Origin of the sequence: Kordiimonas sp. UBA4487 (genome assembly GCF_002389025.1) — a bacterium.
GTDB lineage: Bacteria > Pseudomonadota > Alphaproteobacteria > Sphingomonadales > Kordiimonadaceae > Kordiimonas > Kordiimonas lacus.
Map to the genome: position 1 here is coordinate 523134 of NZ_DGNR01000011.1, position 20025 is coordinate 543158.

Genomic DNA, 20025 nt, shown 5'->3' on the forward strand with positions numbered 1-20025 from the left:
CAGGCCCAGGATCGCCACATATTCAGACTGTCGGAGATTGGAGCGGGTGAAGGGAATCGAACCCTCGTCTTAAGCTTGGGAAGCTTCTGCTCTACCATTGAGCTACACCCGCGTGCCATCGGCTGGTGAAATCACCATTAACGACAGCTTCTCTGAAAAGCAAGAAATGATAGACTGCCATCACATGCTTTGTCTTGACGCGTCAGAAATGGCGGCGCATCAAAGGTTCGCGTACTTTTATGCATATGCAATGAACCCCTGAAGTTAGCAAGATCTGGAGACTACAGATGAAAAACCGCACCGGTACAGACCGCAGCAAGACCAAAAAATGGGATCGCCAGACCCAGATGGTACGCGCGGGCTCGATGCGGTCCGACTTCGGAGAAATGTCTGAGGCCATGTTCATGACCTCCGCCTTCACCTATGAAACAGCCGAGGTGGCGGAAGCGCGCTTCGACGGCCGCGCGGAAGGTTTCACCTACAGCCGCCAGACGAACCCGACCGTGGCCATGTTCGAAGAACGCATGGCGCTTCTCGAGGGTGCAGACGTGGGCCGGGCCACCGGCACCGGCATGGCGGCCATGACCGCAAGCCTGATGGCCAGCCTGAGGGCGGGCGACCATGTTTTGGCCGCGCGGGCGCTCTTTGGCTCCTGCCGCTGGCTGCTCGACACTTACCTGCCGCGCCTCGGCATTGAGACAACCGTGGTGGACGGCACGGACCTTGAGGCCTGGAAAGCAGGCATCAAGCCCAACACCAAGATCCTGTTCACCGAGACGCCCGCCAACCCGACGCTGGAGATCGTTGATATCCGCGCGCTGGCAGACCTGGCGCACGAAAACGGCGCGCTTCTTGTGGTCGACAATGTGTTCGCCACCCCCGTGCTGCAGCGCCCCATGGAGATGGGTGCCGATATTGTGGCCTATTCCACCACCAAGCATATCGACGGCCAGGGCCGCTGTTTGGGTGGTATCGTTCTGTGCAGCAAAGAGTTTGATGAAGAACATCTCTATGCCTATTACCGCCACACCGGCTGTGCCATGTCGCCCTTCAATGCCTGGGTCAACCTCAAGAGCCTTGAGACCCTGAGCCTGCGTGTCCACGGCATGTGCGATAACGCCGAAAAAGTGGCGAAAGCAGTGGCCGACCGTGTAGTAGACACCCGCCACCCGGACCTGCCCAATTTCAAGCAGCAGAATCTGGCCCGCGCCCAGATGGACCGTGGCGGCACCATGGTGGTGTTCGAGCTGCCAGGCGGGCGCGACCAGGCTTTCACTTTCATGAACAGCCTTGAAATTGTGGATATCTCCAACAATCTGGGTGACAGCCGCTCGATCGCCACACACCCGTGGTCAACCACCCACAAGGCGCTGGCGGAAGAGGATCGGCTGGAGCTTGGCATCACGCCCGGCCTGATCCGTTTTTCCGTGGGCCTTGAGAACGCGGACGATCTGGTTCAGGATGTGATGCAGGCGCTCGACAAAGCGGGCGTCTAAGTCGTTCAGCAGGAGTAAATATGGACAGCGATGATGATCTGATTGATGGCGTTCTGACGTTCGAAGCGGAAACGGCAGGCGTCCATATCGCTGTCCAGAGCTATTTCCTGAGCGAACAGTCCGCGCCCGAAGAAGGCCAGTATGTCTGGGCTTACCGGATCAAGATCACCAACAAAGGTGATGTGCCGGTTAAGCTCCTCAACCGGCACTGGATCATTACCGACGGTATCGGCGGTATCCATGAAGTGCAGGGCGAAGGCGTTGTGGGCGAACAGCCGCTCATCAGCCCTGGCGACAGTTTCCTTTATACAAGCGGCACGCCGCTTTCGACCCCCACAGGCTTCATGCGCGGGTCCTACGAGATGCGCCGCGCCGACGGCCAAACCTTTGATGTTGAAATTCCCGCCTTTTCGCTGGATAGTCCCCATACGTCGCTGGACATTAATTAGCGCCCGGCCATCGTTTGGTCGAGCCAAACAGCCATAAGCGGGAAACCCGGCATACATGGACTTCAGACCTGTTCTTTACACGCTTGGCGCGCTTGTCGTGCTGCTGGCTGCGGGCATGATCCTACCAACGCTGACCGACCTGGCGATGGGCAACCCTGACTGGCAGACTTTCCTGATCGCGCTGTTTCTGACCGCCATGGTTGGCGGCATGATGATGCTGTCGACCCGCGACAGCGGCGATGCGCTGAACCTCAGGCAGGCCTTCCTGGTGACCACGCTTGCCTGGGCGGTGCTGCCGGGCTTTGCCGCCCTGCCACTGGCCTTCTCAGAACTGGACCTCAGCTTCACTGACGCCTATTTCGAGGCCATGAGCGGCCTAACAACAACCGGATCCACTGTGATATCCGGGCTGGATCACACGCCGCCCGGTATACTTCTGTGGCGGTCGCTCCTGCAGTGGTTTGGCGGCATCGGGATTGTTGTGATGGCTGTTGCCGTCCTGCCGATGCTGCAGGTGGGCGGCATGCAGGTATTCAAGGTGGAGAGCTTTGAAACGGTGGAGAAGATCCTGCCACGCGCGGCCCAGATTTCCGTAGCCATGAGTGGACTTTATGTGGCCTTCACGGCGCTTTGCATGATGCTATATATGATTGCGGGTATGGGCGCATTCGATGCCCTCGCTCATTCCATGACTGCCATCTCAACCGGAGGTTTCTCAACCTCCGACGCCTCCTTGGGCAAATTCGACAGCTACGCAATCGACATGATCACGCTGGTGTTCATGATCATCGGGTCCATGCCGTTCCTGTTGTTCCTGCAGGTCCTGAGGGGCCGCCCCGTGGCCCTGTGGCGGGACGAGCAGACGCGGGGGTTCCTCTCGCTCGTCCTGTTCCTGTGCGCCTTTGTCACCGTCTGGCTGGTGATCTGGAAAGATTTCACGGTCGCCGACGCTTTCCGCTTCGGTAGCTTCAATATCATCTCGGTGCTCACCGGCACCGGCTATGCCTCGACAGACTATGGCCAGTGGGGGGCTTTCTCCTCGACCCTCTTCTTCTTCGTCATGTTCATTGGTGGCTGTGCCGGGTCAACAAGCTGCGGCATCAAGATCTTCCGCTTTCAGGTGCTCCTCAAGTCCATGCGCAGCTGGATCCGGCACACGGTGCAGCCGAACGGTGTGTTTGTGGCGCGCTATAACGGCCGCCCGATCCCGAGCGATGTGCGCGGCTCGGTGATGAGCTTCCTGATGTTTTTCATGGCCATTTTCCTGGTGCTATCGATCCTTGTCGCCAGCACAGGTGCAGACCTGATCACCGCCATGTCGGCTGTCGGCAGCGCCATGGCCAATGTGGGCCCGGGCGTTGGCGATGTGGTCGGCCCCGCCGGTAATTTCTCCAGCCTGACAGACACCGCCAAGTGGCTCCTGTCGTTCGGCATGCTGATCGGCCGGCTGGAGCTTTTCTCCGTACTGGTTCTCTTTTCACCCGCCTTCTGGAGGGCCTGAGCCTTGGGAAAACATTGCTGTTATGCTCAGGTTCATCTCAGCCCCCCTATGCTGGATTTCATGAAAGCCCTTCTTTTAAGCCTGTGCCTCACGCTTTGCTTTCCCCTGACCGCCCGCGCCGATGAAGCTTTGGGATGGCAAGCCTACAAGGCCGGGGACTTTGTGCGGGCCCGCGAGCTTTTCGCACAAGCCGGCACTCCTGACGGATTTGCCGCCGCCTGCCGCACTGGCCTGGTGCTGGGCGGTTTTTATCAAACCGGCGAGGCCAGCGTGCGCTCGCTCCACCGCGCGCTGGATGACTGCAAGGCCGCAGTGGCCGTTGAGCCCGCCCATGTGGATGCCCATATCAGCTATGCCATTGGCCTCGGGTTTGAGGGCAAACGCCTGAAGAAGGCCAAATACGCCAAGGCATCGCTGCTCCTGCTTGAAGACCTATTAGTTGTTTCAGACGACTACGGCATTTTACATGCCGCATTGGGCGGATGGCATACCTCCGTCTATGAAGCCGGCTTTTTCGCCCGGCTGGCACTTGGCGGAAAACGCAGCAAGGCCCGGGCCCATTTTGAAAGGGCTGTAGCGCTGGCACCCGAGGATATCGGCGTACGATATGAATTCATCAAATATCTGGCCTACGGCAAGAGCGACGAGCGCCAGGAAGCCCTGACCGAGATCGCCACGCTGGCCACCTTGCCTGTGCGGGATATCTTCGACCGGTTTCTGCTGCAGCGCGCCCAGGACATTGGCGCAATGATCGAAGCCGAAGACAAGGATGGCCTTGAGGCGGCGCTGGAAGCGGCCACCGCATTTACCAATATCCGGGAGCAGAAAGACCAGCCTGCCTACCCGCTGGAGGCCGAATAGGCATGGCGTGCGGCCACCATATTGATCACATTTGCGCAAGCTGCTGGTCTGGAACGGCCCAGATGACGTAGAATATTCTTTCGGCGCTGTCCTTTCGGGCCAGTGGGAGGGATAAACCCGATGTCACATGACGTGATTGAACGCTACACAGGCACCGCCATGCTGCTGCACTGGCTGACCGCGGCCAACATTCTGGTCCTGCTGGGCCTTGGCTTCATCATGACTGGCATGCCGGACGGCAATATCGAGCTGAAATTCACCCTGTATCAGCTGCATAAATCCTTCGGAATCCTGCTTCTTCTGATAACGCTTGTCCGCCTGGGCTGGCGCATCAAGGCATCGCCGCCTGCGCCAATCATTTCAGGATGGATGTTGCGCGCCGCAAGCCTCACGCATTGGGCACTCTATGCCATCATGATCATGATGCCGATTGTCGGATGGATGATGGTTTCCGCTTCGCCGCTACAGATCCCGACCGAGATTTTCGGCCTGGTGGAGCTGCCGCATCTGCCTCTTTTCGACAGCGGCGTCGACCGCAAGGCGCTGGAGCATTTGTTTGAGGAAATCCATGAAAGCATGGCATTCGTCCTGATCGGCATTCTGGTTCTACATGTTGGCGCCGCGCTTTATCATCACCTGGTCCGCAAGGACGCAACGCTGGTGCGTATGACACCAGGGGCGATCCACAAAAACTGAGCACGATCCGGGGGCTTGATACCAATGATACGACTGATCGCACTGATAATGGGCCTGACTATAAGCCTGATCACGCTGACACCATCAGCCAAGGCCGACAATTGGCAGATCATCGCCCCCGAAAGTAGCCTCAGCTTCACCGCCACGCAGGCTGGCAGCCCTTTCACTGGGCACTTCAAGCAGTTTGATGCCGCCGTCACCTTCGATCCCGCAAGCCCAGAAGCGGCCCACATTCACGCAGAAATCGACCTAACCAGCGCCCGGACAGGCGCGGATGACCGCGACGCGGCGCTCATGACCCCCACCTGGTTTAACTCAGAAGCTTTTCCTAAAGCCGTCTATGAAGCATCTGGCTTCACACCGGTAGGAGATGGCCGCTTTGAGACACAGGGCACACTGACCCTCAAGGGTATCAGCCAGCCACTGACGCTTCAGTTTACCCTGGAGATAACAGACGACATGGCCCACGTAACAGGTGTGGCGAAAATCGTTCGGACCAACTTTAATGTGGGCAGTGGCGATTTTGAAAGCGGCAAGTGGATATCGAAAGCCGTCGAGGTACAGCTGATGCTGACCGCCGAGAAGGTGCCTGCGGGAGACGCGCCATGACAAAAGCCCTGCGACCCACCCTGAAGCTGATGCCCTTCCTGTTGCTGGCGGCCTGCGCGGCGGCGGCAAAAGTGCTTTACCCTGTCAATGAAGATGCCTTCAACGCCAAGCCCGGCGATTATCTGCTGGACGGTGAGCATGCCACAGTGATTTTTGGCCTGGATCACATGGGCTTTTCCACCTTTTATGGCCGGTTCGATACGCTTGAAGGCAGGTTTTCCTATGACGGTGACACGCCGACCGACAGCGAGGTGGCCATCCGCATCCTGACAGCGTCGGTGAATACAGGCTCCAGCGCACTGGATGAAGACCTGCGCGGCAAGGCCATGTTCGACAGCGCGGCTTACCCGGCCGCCAGCTTCATCAGCACCAAAGTCACCCAGACAGGCGAGAAGACAGGCACCGTTGAGGGCCTTCTGACCATCAAGGATGTCACCAAACCGGTGACACTGGCGGTTACCTTCGGCGGCAGTGGCACCCATCCGCTTACGGGGATGAAGACTATCGGCTTCAACGCCACCGGCATGATCAGGCGCTCAGACTTCGGCCTCAGCCGCTGGCTTCCGTTTGTGGGCGACGAGGTGTCGCTGATCATCGAGGCCGAATTTACCCGCAAATAGGCAATAAAAAAAGGGCACCTGATTGGGCACCCTTCTTCTGTGGACTGTCGACCGCGCCTTAGGAGAAGGTTTTCTGTCGCGCAGCCACACCACGTTCAATCGCTGCAGCCGTCAGCCGTTCGATGTTGAAATAGTGGCGGATCATTTCAAGCAGGCGCAGCTCTTCCTGGCTCAGGGAACCGTCCGACGCCGCCACTTCGCAGGCCAGGCCATATACCAGGTCCATATGGCTATCCGGCACTGCTTCATCGATCAGGCCCAGAACGGCGTCCAACCCTTCCTCGCTTTGCAGCAGCTCGATACAGCTGTTGGTATCCGTGCGCAGGCGCTCGATATTATAATTCCGGAAGGCCGGAAGATAGCCAATGATCCCGGTCATCCGGTTCAGTTCGCTATCGGTCATTTCCTCGTCCGACGCGGACACGGTCACCATGATATAGACCAGCGCGGTTTCTGGACTGATTGTCGACATACTTAAACTCCTCTTATCGCGGGTCGAGCCTACCCGAGCCCGATAGGGAGATACAAGTGAAATGCCGATCAGATCGGTAAAAACCGGCGCATTCGTTCGGTCACCGGGATGGTTTCCCTGTCCATGAAATAAGCTGCTTCATCAATGCCTTCGACCAATCCAAATTGCTGCCACACCTTCAGGACTTCGGGGATGATGTCTACGTCTTTTTCCTGCAGCACCGCACGGTGAACGCCCATGCAATAGACATCTGCGTCCGCCTGCAGTCTACCCAGTACTTCCCCGGCCCTGTCCGGTCTGGCGCGGGCGCCGCGGAACAAGGTCGCCGTCGGGCAATTTCTGCGCTCATAGGTGATGTCAAAGTCGCCCCGAACACTCAAATGATAGGCACTATAGAGGCTGAATTCCGTGAAGCGGCCTTTGGCCTCCATGAAGAAACGTTCGAACGGCTTGCCTGATCGGGCTTCCACAGCGGCAAGCATGTCCACGACCAGCTGTCGGTCCGCAATGAAGGGGGTCGTTGTCGGCATGCAGGGATTATCATGGTCCGCTTCTACACCGAAAAGCTGGCAGGCCGTGGAGAACTGCCGTCGGAATTTTGGCGCCATCAGGTTGAGATGAGAGCGCCAGCGTAAATCGGCAGACCGAATAGCCTGCCCTGACACCTTGCGGATGAAATGGTTTTTGGCATCCAGGATCATATAGGCATCTGCTTGAGACAAGCGGGCCACCAGCAGCTTACACACCTGCTGCGATTGCCATCCTACGCCGTGACGGCCTCCACGCCAAAGCTCGTCCCGCTTCACAATTTTGACCTGAGGGCCCAGGGGGCCGTATTCGGGCAGGGTATGATGATGGATAAAGCGGGAAACCCACGCCTGATGGGGATCATTCACGATGACAAAAATGGTGCCCACCAGGGCGGGATCGAGATAGCGGGCCATGGATCGGGCCTGCAATTTCAGCAGCCTGAGTTCGTCGCCAAAGACAACTGTCACCACATCCAGTGGTTTCCGTTCCATACATTGACCCCCATCAATATCGATTTTTAGTGCTAAAGCATTGGTTGCAAGCATGCAATCAGGCAAAAGTTTAGGTGTTGCATACCAGGAACCATTGCAACAGGCAGATCAACGGCTGGTCAAAAGGGCAGATACCGCCGCCACTTTGGCAGCCCGTTCTGGACGGTTGTGAAATAAGTCTGCTCTTTCGTATCCGTCACAAGGCCAAAACGAGCCCAGGTATCCGTGACAAGGTTGATCACTTGCGGGTCGGCCTGTTTGAGGACCTTCCGGTGGACGCCCATGCAATAGACGTCCGGTCGGTCGAGTTGGGCCAGGATTTCAGCGCCTTGCCGAGCGTCTTTTGCATGCCCTCCAAAAAGGGTTGCGGTCGGCGTATATCGCTTTTCATAGAATTGTTGGTGGCCACGATAGCGGGCCAAAATATAACCGTAATAGAGGTAGAATTCCGTGAACAGCCTGTCTTTCATGAAAAAACTCTGGAATGAAACAGCCTCTCGTGCCTCGATTTCCGCCATCATTGCCCGTACAATTGAGCGCTTCATCAGGAATGGCGTTGAGGTGGGCAACCCCGTCGTCAGGTCAGGCTCGCTCCCATAGCCAAAATAGGCACAGGCACGCTTGAAATGTCCCGTGAATTTTGAATGAATGCGGTACATCTGGGTTCTGAGCCTGCCATCTTCGGCAATAAAATCGGCAACGGTGGTAGGGCGAATGAAGTGGTTTTTAGCATCCAGTATCAGGAAATCTTCCGTTTCAACAACATTGGCCGCCATCAGTTTGAGCGCCTGCTGCGACCCCCAACCGGACTTGCGTGAAACTTCTGGCCAAAGATCACCCGAATGCCACAGCCTGACCTTTGCCGACAGCCCGCCATACTCGGGCAAGACCTCGCGCAAAAAACGACGCCGAACCGCGCGGAAACATTGATCATTCACTATGATATGAATAGTGCCAACCATCGCCGGGTCGGCATATCGCGCGAGAGATCGCGCCTGCAGTGCCAGTAATCTGAGATCGGCGGAGTGTACCACCGTCACGATATCAAGTCGTGTCGTCTTCATAGCCATGCCCCCAAACATGTTGTCTCAGGGTTTAGCGTATGTGTGAAGAGAACACAACTGAAAGGTTAGTCTATTCTCCGTTATTTTGGGAAAAATTCACAGATTGATTTCACGGCGTCGGCAAGACCGAGGCGTTCGATTTCCACGCCTTCGGGCAGGGCCTCCAGAAGGCGGGTCGGCGTCTGGCCGTCCAGCATCACGAACACGCCGCGGTCACCCGCGCGGCGGACCAGCCGGCCGTAAGCCTGCGCCAGCTTCAGGCGCGTCAGCATTTCGTCATAACCGCGGCCGCCAAAGGCCGCACGGCGGGCGCGGTGAAGAAGCGTGGGCCGGGGCCACGGCACCCGGTCGAACACGATCAGCCTGAGGCTTTCACCCGGCACATCTACCCCGTCCCGGACCGCATCGGTACCGAGGAGGCAGCTGTCCATCTCGTCGCGGAAGATATCGACGAGCGTTGCAGTATCCACCGGGTCCACATGCTGGGCATAAAGCGGGATGTCCATGCTCTCAAGCGGGCCAACGATCTGCTCATATGTGGACCGCAGGCGGCTGATGGCGGTAAACAGCCCCAACGCCCCACCGCCTGACGCCATGAACAGCGACCGGTAAGCCGAGGCCACCTGCCCAGGGTCATGCTTGTTCACATCGCCGACAATCAGCACTTTGGTCTGAGCCGGGTAGTCAAAGGGCGACGGCACACCAAGCCGCTTGGGCGCGATGGTCAGGTGCTGGGCGCCCGTACGCATATCCGCCGTACGCCAGGCATCGTCACTGAGCGCCTTGTCGCGGAGTGTCGCGGAAGTGATCACCACGCCGTGGGCGTTCTCGAGCACCACATCGGCGAAAGGTTTTGTGGGGTCGATGAAGTGGCGGCACAGGCCCATATCACGCTCGCGCCCGAACGCGCGGTCCAGCATCAGCCATTCAACGAACTGTTCGGGCACAGGCGCACCGAAACCGGTAGCCATCTGGGCCCACATGGTCACCGTGTCAGCCCGAAGTTTGAGCGACCGGGCGCCGGCCTCAAGCCTGCCGCGCGACGTGCTGTCGAGCACCTCGGCGTCCTCATCCAGCCTGCGAACCAGCAAGACTGCCAGCGCCGCCATGGGTTTCGCCAGCTGCATCAGGGATTCCCCCAGCGCGTGGGCCGCATCCACAAGGCCTTCAATTGGGTCTGATGTCGTGGCCTCTAGCCCATACGGCCCCTCGTTCGCGTCAGACCGCGCCAACACTTGCGCGCGCGCCAGCATCAGGAAAGTCTCGAACCGGGTCATGGCGGCGGCGCCGGTCACGCGACCCAGCCAATTGTCTGACGGCAGCAGGCTGGCGGCATCCAGCACCTCTTCCATCAGTTTCCTGGCTTCCATATCGTCGCTGATCAGCTCTTCAAGGCGGGACTTGAGCCCCCGCGCCCTAGTCGTGCCGCCCGACTCCTTACCGCGCAGCCAGCGCCGAAGCTCCGCCCCTTCCATGCCTGTCAGGTGGGCTGAGAACGCGCTGTCAGCGGCTTCGAACACATGGTGGCCTTCGTCAAACACCAGGCGGCGCGGCAGGTCCGGGTCGTCGCCGCGCGTGGCGGCCTGGGTGACCACCAGCGCATGGTTCGCAACCACAAGGTCAGCGTGTTTGGCCTTGCGGGCGGTCTTCTCAACGAAACATTTGCGGAAATGGGCGCAGGCGGAATAGAGGCATTCGCCGCGCCGGTCGGTCAGCCCCGCGATGCGGCCCGCGCCGAAGTGGGCGCCCAGCCAGCTGGGGAAATCGCCGCCGATCATGTCGCCGTCGCGGCTATAGCGCGCCCAGCGCACCACAAGCCCCATCAGGATCTTGTCCCGATCCATACCTTTGTTTGCGTCCACACCGGCGCGCATCATCACCGCGCGCATGGTTTCCTCGATATTGAGGAGGCAGGCATAATTTTCGCGGCCCTTGCGGATAACGGCGCGCTTGGCCTTGATCTTGGGGTCCGGATACAGTTTCGACAGTTCCTGATCCAGCTGGCGCTGCAGGTTCTTGGTGTAGGTGGAAAGCCACACGGCTCCGTCATTCTTTTGCGCCCACATGCTGGCGGGCGCGATATAACCCAGCGTCTTGCCGGTGCCGGTCCCGGCCTCCAGAAGCTGCAGGTTCGGGCCGTCCTTGAACTCGCGCGGGCGGAAAGCATGGGTCGCGGCGGCGGCGTAGCGCTGCTGGCCTTCCCGCGTTTCAGAGCCGTCACCGAGCAATTCCGCAAGCCGCGCCTGGCTCTCGTCCGGCTCCACCGGCTCGTCACCCGGCGGCGGCGGCGGGGCGCCGTCTTCCCATTCCGTCAGTGCAGTCCACACCAAAAGGCCATCGTCACGGCTATGGTCCGGGTAGGCCTCGATGGCTTTGAGCGCATAGGGGCCCCAGGTCCAGCCGGCGCGCGCCATCATCATGGCGACCTTCGCGCCCCCGGCCCGGTAGGCGTAGGTCTGGGCTTCCATATCCAGCAGGAGACGCTCGGCAATCGCCTTCACCGCCAGGCATTTGTCCTCATCCGAGTCGATATCCAGGCTAAGGTGCAGGGCTTCCATCAGCCCCTGGATGGTGGGCAGGCAGTAGCGGGCGGGGCGCACAAAGGCGTATAATTCGAGGGCATCAAACGCGCGGATCGGTGGCAGGCCAAGGCGGCGGGCCGCCATCACCCGGTTGACCATCAGATGCGGGGTGCGGGAAATGCGCTCGGCCGCATCGTCAAGGGACAGGCGCTCAAACTCTCCGTCAGCCGAGAGAAACTGCGCACTTCGGGCCCCCACCACTGCCACAGGCAGGGTGGAAAGGTCTGCGCCTTTCATCTCCGCACTAACAACAAGGTCTTCCATGGGCCGGAGCATAGCGAGGGAAATGTCCAAAAAACAGTGAATAAGTTGCGTGTGCGTAAATAAGCTATATCTTGACGGAACGCCGCGGAGAGCCTAGCTTCCGCCGCTGATTTCAACGACCAGAGAAGGTAACGATTATGACCGGTAACATTGACCTCGCCCTTGCGTCCAAAGCCTGGCCCTTCCAGGAAGCGGAGAAGCTGGTCAAACGGTACAAATCGGGCAAACCCGAGAAGGGCTATGTGCTCTTTGAAACGGGATACGGGCCATCGGGCCTGCCGCACATCGGTACCTTCGGTGAAGTGTCGCGCACAACCATGGTGATGCGTGCCTTCCAGGAAATCTCCGATATCCCGACAAAGCTGATCTGTTTTTCGGACGATATGGACGGCCTCCGTAAAGTGCCGTCGAATGTGCCGAACCAGGACCTGCTGACCACAGCGCTTGGCAAGCCACTGACGCAGGTGCCGGACCCGTTCGGCACGCATCCAAGCTTCGGCGCGCACAATAACGCGCGCCTACAGGCGTTCCTCGACCAGTTCGGCTTCACCTATGAGTTCTATTCGGCGACCGACTGCTACAAGTCTGGCATGTTCGACGAGACACTCATGAAAATCTGCCGCCTGTATGACAAGGTCATCAATGTGGTGCTGCCAACGCTCGGTGAAGAACGCCGCCAGACCTACAGCCCGTTCCTGCCGATCTGCCCGGACACCGGCGTGGTGCTGCAGGTACCTGTGCGCGTCGAGGACCCCGAGGCGGGTATCATTTCTTTCGAAAATGAAGCCGGCAAGCGGTTCGAGACGGTCGTGACCGGCGGCAAGGTGAAATGCCAGTGGAAAGTGGACTGGGCCATGCGCTGGGACGCGCTGGATGTGGACTATGAGATGGCGGGCTCCGACCTGATCGAGAGTGTGAAGCTGTCGTCGATCATTCGCCGCATCCTCGGTGGCCAGCCGCCTGAGGGCTTCAACTATGAACTGTTCCTCGATCAGGACGGCAAGAAAATCTCCAAATCCAAAGGCAACGGCCTGACGATTGAAGAATGGCTGGCGTATGCGAGCCCGGAAAGCCTGTCCCTTTACATGTTCCAGGCGCCAAAGAAAGCCAAACGGCTGTATTTTGACGTAATCCCGAAGGCGGTTGACGAATATTATACGTTCGCAACCAAGTTCGAGGGCGAAGACGAAGCCGCGCGCTACAAGAACCCGACATGGCACATCCATGGCGGCGATGTGCCGAGCTATGACCTGCCGGTCAGCTTCGCGCTTCTGCTGAACCTCGTTTCTGCCGCGAACGCGCATGACAAGGAAACCCTGTGGGGCTTTGTCAGCCGCTATGCGGAAGGCGCGACGGCTGAAAATCATCCGGAACTTGACCGCCTGATGGGCTATGCGATCCGCTACTATGACGATTTCGTCAAGCCAACCAAGACCTACCGCCTGGCGGAGCCGCAGGAAAAGGCCGCATTTGAAAGCCTCAAGCTGCGCCTTGAAGCGCTGGACGAGAACGAGCATGACGCCGAGGTGATCATGACCGAGGTCTATAGCGCCGGCAAGGACGCCCAGTTTGAAAACCTGCGCGACTGGTTCAAGGCTTGTTACGAAGTGCTTCTGGGCCAAAGCCAGGGTCCGCGCATGGGTGGCTTCATCGCGCTCTACGGCATCAAGGAAACCCTCGCGCTGATCGATAAAGCCATCAAAGGCCAGCTTGTCGGCTGAAAATACTGTCGCCCCGGCGCAGGCCGGGGCCTCTTCGCACAATTGGGCTTCAGTTGACGGAGATACCGGCTTTCGCCGGTATGACGGCTCGAAACAAAAAAGAAAGCCCCGCTCAACAGGCGGGGCTTTTTTCATTTGGGCTAAACGATGAATTTGGGCTTTGATGTTTACTGAGAAAAGGTTGTTGGGCTAACACTGAGCATAATTGGGGGAATACTTTGAACAAGATTGCGCTGGTTGCTGGAACCATTGCCGTTGCTTGTATTTATTGGCTTCACGTCGGTTCGTACTTCGACGGGCTAGAATTTACCAAGTCCTGGCGTTACCCCATGGTAGGCGTGCCGCTTCTTGCGACGTCCGTGGCGGTCTATTTGCTATTTACGGTTCTGGCGCTGATCGCCGTTGTCAGGAAAACCAAGAAGGTAGGGACCTTGGTGCCGCTACTGGTGCTGCCAATACTGTTTTTCGGCAGTTATTATCTTCCTATCCCAAGATTTGTTGATGGGTTGCATGATGCCGTCACCGAAAAGCTTGATCCACCCCAACTTCTCGAAATGGCCGAGTTTGCACGGGCACTCAAAGAGCGTGAGGAGGGCTTGTCCCTAAGCGATGAACTGACAACCGAACTCCAGAAGGCCTTCCCAAAAGAGCTTTCCCTAAGTAGGCACCAGCCGTATGTGAGCGTTGATGCCGACACAGTGGATATTGTTTATGGCGGCGCCCTGACCAAACACTGGGGTTATGCCGTCATTAAATCCGACACATGCCCAAGAAAGGGTGTCCCTGAAAGCTTTTGCCGCAAGGTCTTTGACAATGTGTGGGTTTATCAGGACATCTGGTAGTCCAAAAAGAAAGCCCCGCTCACTTGGCGGGGCTTTTCAATTCTAGGTTCGGGAAGTCTTAGACTTCCTGGTCCACCTTCTGGACTTCGCCTTTGGCCACGCCAACCATGGCAGGCCTCAGCAGGCGGTCCTTGATCACATAGCCCGCGGCCACGACCTGCATCACACTGCCGGGCGCGTGCTCGTTGGTCGGCACTTCGAACATGGCCTGGTGGAACTGATGGTCGAACTTTTCGCCCACTTCCGGCTCCACTTTGCGGATGCCGTGACGCTCCAGGATGTTCAGAAGCTCGCGTTCTGTCATGTCCACGCCGTCCACGAAAGCCTTCAGAGCCTCAGGGATTTCGGCAGGCGCACTTTCAAGCGCACGCTTCAGGTTATCGGACACATTGAGGATATCGCGGGCGAAGGCTGTCACACCGTAGGCGCTCGCGTCGGCCTTGTCCTTCTCGGCGCGGCGACGGACGTTTTCCGTTTCCGCAAGCGCGCGCACAAGTCGGTCTTTCAGTTCCGCGTTTTCAGACTTCAGCTGGGCCAGCGGGTCTTCTTCCGCGTCCGCACCCTCTGCGGCCTGGGCCTCAGCGGCTTCTGCAGCAGCTTCAGCGGCCGCGGCGGCCTCTTCCATCTGCTCTTCCGGCTTGTTGGTCTCTTGTTCGCTCATGGACTGCTCTCTTTACTCTTCATTCGGTTCAGGCGGGGGCAGATGCCTACAGCATCCGGCCAATCACCCGCGCGGTGTAATCCACCATCGGTACGATCCGGGAGTAATTCAGCCGCGTTGGGCCGATCACCCCGATCACACCTACAATATTGTTCGCCCCGTTCATATAGGGAGAGACGACGAGAGATGAACCCGAAAGGGAAAATAAATTATTCTCGGCTCCAATGAACAGGCGCACGCCTCGCCCGTCTTTGGCGAGTTCCATCAGCTTGATCAAGTCTTTTTTGCGTTCAAGCTCGTTAAACAGCTGCCTGATCCGCTCCAGATCCTCAGCCGCCTGCACATTCTCAAGAAGATTAGCCTGCCCGGAGATCAGGAGCGAGGCCTTGTCGTCGCCCCCGCCCCACACCGCGAGGCCTTCTTCAACCACCTTGGTTGTCAGTTCATCCAGTTCCGCCTGGCGGGACTGGAGCTCGGATTCTACGCCGCCGCGCACCTGCTCGAACGTGCGACCCACAAGGCGCGTGCTCAGGTAATTCCCTGCCTGAATGAGGGCTGACGGCGGCAAGCCGGGCGGGATGGTGATGATGCGGTTCTCGACACTGCCGTCTTCGGCCACCATCACCACAAGGGCGCGGTCAATTGCTATGGGCACAAATTCAATATGTTTGACCGTCAGGTCCTGCTTGGGAACCATCACCACAGACGCGCAGCGCGACAGACCCGAAAGCGCCTTGGTGGCGTCAGACAATACATCTTCGAGCGCGCGGCCAGTGGCCGAGCATTGCCCCTTGATCGAGGCGCGCTCTTCGCGCGTCAGGTTGCCCACTTCCATCAGGCCGTCGACAAAAAACCGCAAGCCAAGGTCCGTGGGGATACGGCCTGCCGACGTGTGCGGAGAAATGAGGAGGCCTGCGTCTTCAAGGTCCGCCATCACGTTCCGGACGGTGGCTGGCGACACGTCGATGCCGTCGGCGCGACTGATGGTGCGCGAGCCAACGGGGTCTCCCGAGTCCAGATATGTTTCCACAATCTGGCGGAAGATCGATTTCGATCGTTCGTTAAACACTGCAAGCGACATGCTTTTTGCCCTCTGTCCCTGCCTTCCATCCTTGGCACAATAAAAAAGCCAAAGACACGCATCAATCGAATAATCGGCGAAATGGCGGCGGAGAAGCGCTTTCACCTTTGACCTAAATGGGGTGAGTAGGTAGAAGAAGCAACAGAAGAACTGCCAAAAACAAAGGAATTTCCATGCGACCCAGTGGACGCGCAGGCGACGAGCTTCGCACCCTCGAAATGACCCCCGGCTTTGCCAAGCATGCTGAAGGCAGCTGTCTGGTGAAATTCGGCGACACCCATGTGCTGGTAACGGCCACGGTTGAGGACAGCTGCCCACCGTGGCTGAGGAACACCGGCAAGGGCTGGGTAACGGCGGAATATGGCATGCTGCCACGCTCCACCCACGGCCGCATGCCGCGCGAAGCCGCCAAGGGCAAGCAAAGTGGCCGCACGCAGGAAATCCAGCGCCTGATTGGCCGGGCATTGCGTGCCGTTGTGGACCTGCGCAAGGTCGGTGAACGCCAGGTACGCGTGGACTGTGACGTGATCCAGGCCGACGGCGGCACCCGCACCGCCTCCATCTCTGGCGCTTATGTGGCACTCTATCAGGCGTTTGAATGGATGCTGAAGCAAGAGATGATCACGGAAATGCCGTTCACCGACAGCGTGTCTGCCATCAGCTGCGGCATCTATAAAGGGACGCCTGTGCTGGACTTGGACTATGACGAGGACAGCGCTGCAGAAACAGACGCCAACTTCGTGCTGACCGGCAAGGGCGGCATTGTGGAAATCCAGAGCACCGCAGAAGAAGAGCCTTTCAGCGAGGAAGAGTTCCTGCGCATGCTCCGCCTGGCGCGCATCGGCTGTGACCAGATCACGGCGGCGCAGAAGAAGGTGCTGGGCTAACCATGGCGCGGCATTTTGACGGCAACAAACTGGTGATTGCCAGCCACAATAAGGGCAAGGTGCGCGAGATTGGCGAACTCCTTGAGCCCTTTGGTGTGGAAACCATCTCCGCCGGTGACCTGGACTTACCGGAACCGGTTGAAGACGGGCTGACCTTCATTGCCAATGCGGAAATCAAGGCCTTGGCGGCGGCAAAAGCCGCTGGCCTGCCGGCGCTGGCGGACGACAGCGGCCTTGAAGTGCACGCACTGGGCGGCGAACCGGGCATCTATAGCGCCCGCTGGGCCGGGCCAACAAAAGACTTCAGCGTCGCCATGGCCGCCGTGAATGAAAAGCTGGGGAACGTGGAGGACCGCGGCGCCAACTTTACCTGCGCCCTGACCCTGGCATGGCCCGACGGCCATATGGAAAGCTTTGAAGGCAAGGTCTTCGGCAGCCTCACATGGCCGATGCGCGGGGAAAAAGGCTTCGGCTATGACCCCGTGTTCGTACCCACCGGCTTCGATGTGACGTTTGCTGAGATGGAACCGGCAGAAAAACACGCCATGAGCCACCGGGCCGAGGCGTTCAAGCAGTTGATTGATGCCTGTTTTAAGCCCGCATAAACCGCCTGTGATTGAGGCTTCAGCCTATAAGGGGCCAGCCGCCATTTATGTGCACTGGCCCTTTTGCCTGAAGAAATGCCCTTACTGTGATTTCAACAGCCATGTGCGCGACGAAGTCAGCCACGACCGTTGGCGCGAAGCGCTGGTGCGCGAAATTGACAGTTTTGCTGAGCGTTTCCCCGGCCTTTCCGCCAGTTCGATCTTTTTCGGTGGCGGCACCCCCAGCCTGATGGAACCGGACACAGTTGCCGCCGTCATTGAACGGGTGCGCCATCATTGGGGCGACAGCAAGATTGAAATCACGCTGGAGGCTAACCCGTCAAGCGTCGAAGCCGCCCGGTTCCGGGCCTACCGGGAAGCCGGTGTGAACAGACTTTCCGTGGGCATCCAGTCTTTGCGCGATGATGCACTCAAGTTCCTGGGCCGGCTCCATAACGCCAGCGAAGCCCTCAAAGCCCTTGAAGTTGCGCGAGCCAACTTTGACCGCGTCAGCTTTGACCTCATCTATGCCCGGCCTCAACAATCACTTGAAGACTGGCGCACAGAGTTAACCGAAGCACTGGCCTTTTCGCCCATGCACCTGTCGCTTTACCAGCTGACCATCGAGGAAGGCACCGCCTTTTATCACCAGTTCAAGCGCGGTAAATTCACCCTGCCGGATGAAGACGAGGCCGCTGCACTTTATGACCTGACACAGGACATCACTGAAGCGGCAGGGCTTCCGGCTTATGAAACGTCAAACCACGCAGCACTGGGCCAGGAAAGCCAGCATAACCTCAGCTATTGGCGCGGGGATTATTATGTCGGCATCGGGCCTGGAGCGCACGGGCGCGTGCCTGCCACCTTCCCCGGCACCGCCACGGCACACGCCCAGATCAAACGGCCGGAAAACTGGCTTGAAAGCGTTGAGGCCTTCGGGTTCGGCACGGACACCACAGAGCCGGTCAGCGCAGAAGACAGGTTTATTGAAACCATAATGATGGGGCTCAGGCTCAAGGACGGTATCAATCTCAAGGGCTTGGAGGACCGGCTTGGTGTTGGCGCGAAAAGCATTGTAGATTTCGGCGCGGCAGCAGACCTGGTAGCCTCAGGCCACTTGCTCTATGACGGCGAAACCCTTCGGCTCAGCCCCAATGGACGGCCGCTCCTGAACTTTATTCTCGGGAAACTGATTGCCTGAGCTGATAGCCGAAGCTTGGGAAAGCGGTCGGGGCCGGATCCAGCACCTTGAATTCACGCCGGGATACTTCAAGGATCGCCAGCGCCCGTTCGTTCAGGCCGTCCCTGTTCAGCCGGAACAGGCCATCAATACCCACAAAACCTGTGGGGCTTGTGAGGCGCGCGGCCGAGAAACGTTCCTCGCCTTCCTCGAGCGTGTCGCGCGAAAGCGCCGCCACAAGGCTCATGGCATCATAGGCAATGGAGGCAATACGCGGCGGGCGGCTGCCGAACAGCTCTTCATAGCGGGTCATGAAAGCTTCCGGGCGCGCTGGTTCGGGGGCCGCGAACCAGCCGCCATGCAGCGGCGGTTCATCCATCAGGCTGGGGTCGTTCCATAGCCCGGTACCCAACAGCTGTACCTCTCCCAGATCAACCTCATAAAAAGGCAGTAGCGGCCCAAGCGTGCGCAACAGTGCCCCGCCTTCTGGCACAAGCACCGCGTCAAATCCGACGGGCTCAAGCTCTTCGGCTCTGGCCAGGCGGTCCGCGATCTCGTCCGTCACATCATCCCGAAGCGCCCTGAGGGCGCTGATTTCATCGCGCAGGTTTTTCTGTCGCAGGTCATAATTCGCCAACGCCTTGACGGGTTCAAACACATTGTCCGGGTCCGGCGGGTAGCTCTCGAGCGCAACAACGGCGGCGCCGTCATAGCTCACCGCATCCCCAAAGGCGGCGCGGACCCGTGCGCCATAGCGCCCTTCGGGAATCAGCGCGCTGAAGCGGCTGTGGCCCTGGCTGACCGCATAATCCACCACCCGCTGCACTTCTTCTTCTGGCAGGAAGCCCAAGATATAGCGGCCGGGTTCCGCCACGCGGCTGTCGTTTGAAAAACCGATCACCGGAATGCCGGCGGGGCCGAAAACCTGCCCTGCAATCTGCACGTTGCCTGCCAGAAGCGGGCCCAGCACGATATCCACACTCGCTTCAAGCGCCTGGCGGGCCGCAGAGTCGGTGGTCATGCCGTCAGCTTTGGTATCAAAAGGCAGCAGCGTGAGGCGAGGGTCATAAGCATCGAAAAGCGCCATTGTCGCCGCATTCAGCAAGGACTGGCCGGTTTCGGCTTCGGTGCCAGTAAGCGGCAACAGGATGGCGATGCGCACAGGGCTTTCATCGGCTTCAGTGATGCCCGACACCGGTTGTTGGTCGCCCGCCTCTGCCTGGTCTGACTGTTGCGCAGTATCCTGTGGGGCTGGCGCGCGTATAACAGGTGCCTGGCCCGCGCCGCCACAAGCCGCAAGCAGGCCGCACAGCGTCAGTGCAGCAACTGCCTTCAAGTCTTTCAGAAACTTACTTGCAACCATGACCAACCTTGGTGTTATCTGGGGCTCAACCGTGCCAGCACAGACCCATGTTTGCGCTGACCCTACTGAT

The 20025-nt window shown here is 58.9% G+C and carries 18 protein-coding genes, 1 tRNA gene and 1 pseudogene; 12 read left to right on the forward strand and 8 right to left on the reverse strand.

Annotated features, from left to right (window positions below):
• Positions 1-38: 38 nt before the first annotated feature.
• Positions 39-112: transfer RNA gene (locus B3Z17_RS07990), tRNA-Gly, on the reverse strand.
• Between the two features lie 175 nt (positions 113-287).
• Between B3Z17_RS07990 and metZ the strand changes: the two genes are divergently transcribed.
• The 7 genes from metZ to B3Z17_RS08025 all read left to right on the forward strand — a co-directional run bounded on the left by metZ (position 288) and on the right by B3Z17_RS08025 (position 6232).
• On the forward strand, positions 288-1496 hold the full coding sequence (metZ, locus tag B3Z17_RS07995; RefSeq protein WP_286829327.1) for an O-succinylhomoserine sulfhydrylase: 1209 nt from the start codon (positions 288-290) through the stop codon (positions 1494-1496).
• Between the two features lie 20 nt (positions 1497-1516).
• On the forward strand, positions 1517-1945 hold the full coding sequence (apaG, locus tag B3Z17_RS08000; RefSeq protein WP_068308681.1) for a Co2+/Mg2+ efflux protein ApaG: 429 nt from the start codon (positions 1517-1519) through the stop codon (positions 1943-1945).
• A 55-nt stretch (positions 1946-2000) separates the two neighbouring features.
• Positions 2001-3446, forward strand: a complete 1446-nt coding sequence (locus B3Z17_RS08005) for a TrkH family potassium uptake protein (RefSeq protein ID WP_286829328.1) — start codon at positions 2001-2003, stop codon at positions 3444-3446.
• A 60-nt stretch (positions 3447-3506) separates the two neighbouring features.
• Positions 3507-4307 carry a hypothetical protein gene (locus tag B3Z17_RS08010; protein ID WP_286829329.1) on the forward strand — a complete coding sequence of 267 codons (801 nt, stop codon included), beginning with the start codon at positions 3507-3509 and terminating at the stop codon, positions 4305-4307.
• 120 nt (positions 4308-4427) lie between these two features.
• Positions 4428-5003 (forward strand): cytochrome b, encoded by a 576-nt coding sequence (locus tag B3Z17_RS08015; RefSeq protein ID WP_286829330.1) that lies wholly within the window; start codon positions 4428-4430, stop codon positions 5001-5003.
• A gap of 24 nt (positions 5004-5027) precedes the next feature.
• Positions 5028-5612, forward strand: coding sequence for a YceI family protein (locus tag B3Z17_RS08020; protein ID WP_286829331.1), 585 nt, complete (start codon positions 5028-5030; stop codon positions 5610-5612).
• Positions 5609-6232, forward strand: coding sequence for a YceI family protein (locus B3Z17_RS08025; RefSeq protein ID WP_286829332.1), 624 nt, complete (start codon positions 5609-5611; stop codon positions 6230-6232). The genes B3Z17_RS08020 and B3Z17_RS08025 overlap by 4 nt, the downstream gene beginning before the upstream one ends.
• A 58-nt stretch (positions 6233-6290) precedes the next feature.
• On the opposite strand, the gene B3Z17_RS08030 is transcribed toward B3Z17_RS08025, so the two are convergent.
• The 4 genes from B3Z17_RS08030 to B3Z17_RS08045 form a co-directional block, all read right to left on the reverse strand.
• Complete coding sequence (locus B3Z17_RS08030) at positions 6291-6704, reverse strand: tellurite resistance TerB family protein (protein WP_068308693.1); 414 nt, start codon at positions 6702-6704, stop codon at positions 6291-6293.
• 68 nt (positions 6705-6772) lie between these two features.
• Positions 6773-7726 (reverse strand): DUF6492 family protein, encoded by a 954-nt coding sequence (locus B3Z17_RS08035; protein WP_286829333.1) that lies wholly within the window; start codon positions 7724-7726, stop codon positions 6773-6775.
• 119 nt (positions 7727-7845) lie between these two features.
• Positions 7846-8790 carry a DUF6492 family protein gene (locus B3Z17_RS08040; protein WP_286829334.1) on the reverse strand — a complete coding sequence of 315 codons (945 nt, stop codon included), beginning with the start codon at positions 8788-8790 and terminating at the stop codon, positions 7846-7848.
• Between the two features lie 80 nt (positions 8791-8870).
• The gene (locus tag B3Z17_RS08045; protein WP_286829335.1) at positions 8871-11648 is read right to left on the reverse strand and encodes an ATP-dependent DNA helicase; all 2778 of its coding nucleotides are present in this window, start codon (positions 11646-11648) and stop codon (positions 8871-8873) included.
• 125 nt (positions 11649-11773) lie between these two features.
• Here B3Z17_RS08045 and B3Z17_RS08050 point away from each other — a divergent pair, with 125 nt between their 5' ends.
• Positions 11774-13357 (forward strand): lysine--tRNA ligase, encoded by a 1584-nt coding sequence (locus tag B3Z17_RS08050; RefSeq protein ID WP_286829336.1) that lies wholly within the window; start codon positions 11774-11776, stop codon positions 13355-13357.
• A gap of 218 nt (positions 13358-13575) precedes the next feature.
• On the forward strand, positions 13576-14199 hold the full coding sequence (locus B3Z17_RS08055) for a hypothetical protein (protein WP_286829337.1): 624 nt from the start codon (positions 13576-13578) through the stop codon (positions 14197-14199).
• Between the two features lie 58 nt (positions 14200-14257).
• On the opposite strand, the gene grpE is transcribed toward B3Z17_RS08055, so the two are convergent.
• Positions 14258-14860: a nucleotide exchange factor GrpE gene (gene grpE / locus B3Z17_RS08060; protein ID WP_286829338.1), complete on the reverse strand. Its 603-nt coding sequence runs from the start codon at positions 14858-14860 to the stop codon at positions 14258-14260.
• A 46-nt stretch (positions 14861-14906) separates the two neighbouring features.
• Complete coding sequence (hrcA, locus tag B3Z17_RS08065) at positions 14907-15941, reverse strand: heat-inducible transcriptional repressor HrcA (RefSeq protein WP_068308701.1); 1035 nt, start codon at positions 15939-15941, stop codon at positions 14907-14909.
• 173 nt (positions 15942-16114) lie between these two features.
• Here hrcA and rph point away from each other — a divergent pair, with 173 nt between their 5' ends.
• The 3 genes and pseudogenes from rph to hemW all read left to right on the forward strand — a co-directional run bounded on the left by rph (position 16115) and on the right by hemW (position 18613).
• Positions 16115-16828, forward strand: a complete 714-nt coding sequence (rph, locus tag B3Z17_RS08070) for a ribonuclease PH (protein WP_068308702.1) — start codon at positions 16115-16117, stop codon at positions 16826-16828.
• Between the two features lie 77 nt (positions 16829-16905).
• Positions 16906-17433 (forward strand): annotated as a pseudogene (rdgB, locus tag B3Z17_RS08075) (RdgB/HAM1 family non-canonical purine NTP pyrophosphatase); the annotation flags it as partial.
• Positions 17411-18613, forward strand: a complete 1203-nt coding sequence (gene hemW / locus B3Z17_RS08080; protein ID WP_286829340.1) for a radical SAM family heme chaperone HemW — start codon at positions 17411-17413, stop codon at positions 18611-18613. The pseudogene rdgB and the gene hemW, both read left to right, overlap by 23 nt.
• Here hemW and B3Z17_RS08085 read toward each other — a convergent pair.
• Positions 18588-19955, reverse strand: coding sequence for a penicillin-binding protein activator (locus tag B3Z17_RS08085; protein ID WP_286829341.1), 1368 nt, complete (start codon positions 19953-19955; stop codon positions 18588-18590). The genes hemW and B3Z17_RS08085 overlap by 26 nt on opposite strands.
• Between the last annotated feature and the right edge of the window lie 70 nt (positions 19956-20025).

Coding starts and splice junctions, on each gene's coding strand:
- grpE (WP_286829338.1), bottom strand. CDS start 14,860: ATGAGCGAACAAGAGACCAACAAGCCGGAAGAGCAGATGGAAGAGGCC.
- B3Z17_RS08015 (WP_286829330.1), top strand. CDS start 4,428: ATGTCACATGACGTGATTGAACGCTACACAGGCACCGCCATGCTGCTG.
- hrcA (WP_068308701.1), bottom strand. CDS start 15,941: ATGTCGCTTGCAGTGTTTAACGAACGATCGAAATCGATCTTCCGCCAG.
- B3Z17_RS08085 (WP_286829341.1), bottom strand. CDS start 19,955: ATGGTTGCAAGTAAGTTTCTGAAAGACTTGAAGGCAGTTGCTGCACTG.
- hemW (WP_286829340.1), top strand. CDS start 17,411: ATGCCTGTTTTAAGCCCGCATAAACCGCCTGTGATTGAGGCTTCAGCC.
- B3Z17_RS08040 (WP_286829334.1), bottom strand. CDS start 8,790: ATGAAGACGACACGACTTGATATCGTGACGGTGGTACACTCCGCCGAT.
- B3Z17_RS08010 (WP_286829329.1), top strand. CDS start 3,507: ATGAAAGCCCTTCTTTTAAGCCTGTGCCTCACGCTTTGCTTTCCCCTG.
- B3Z17_RS08050 (WP_286829336.1), top strand. CDS start 11,774: ATGACCGGTAACATTGACCTCGCCCTTGCGTCCAAAGCCTGGCCCTTC.
- apaG (WP_068308681.1), top strand. CDS start 1,517: ATGGACAGCGATGATGATCTGATTGATGGCGTTCTGACGTTCGAAGCG.
- B3Z17_RS08020 (WP_286829331.1), top strand. CDS start 5,028: ATGATACGACTGATCGCACTGATAATGGGCCTGACTATAAGCCTGATC.
- B3Z17_RS08035 (WP_286829333.1), bottom strand. CDS start 7,726: ATGGAACGGAAACCACTGGATGTGGTGACAGTTGTCTTTGGCGACGAA.
- rph (WP_068308702.1), top strand. CDS start 16,115: ATGCGACCCAGTGGACGCGCAGGCGACGAGCTTCGCACCCTCGAAATG.
- B3Z17_RS08005 (WP_286829328.1), top strand. CDS start 2,001: ATGGACTTCAGACCTGTTCTTTACACGCTTGGCGCGCTTGTCGTGCTG.
- B3Z17_RS08025 (WP_286829332.1), top strand. CDS start 5,609: ATGACAAAAGCCCTGCGACCCACCCTGAAGCTGATGCCCTTCCTGTTG.
- metZ (WP_286829327.1), top strand. CDS start 288: ATGAAAAACCGCACCGGTACAGACCGCAGCAAGACCAAAAAATGGGAT.
- B3Z17_RS08045 (WP_286829335.1), bottom strand. CDS start 11,648: ATGCTCCGGCCCATGGAAGACCTTGTTGTTAGTGCGGAGATGAAAGGC.
- B3Z17_RS08030 (WP_068308693.1), bottom strand. CDS start 6,704: ATGTCGACAATCAGTCCAGAAACCGCGCTGGTCTATATCATGGTGACC.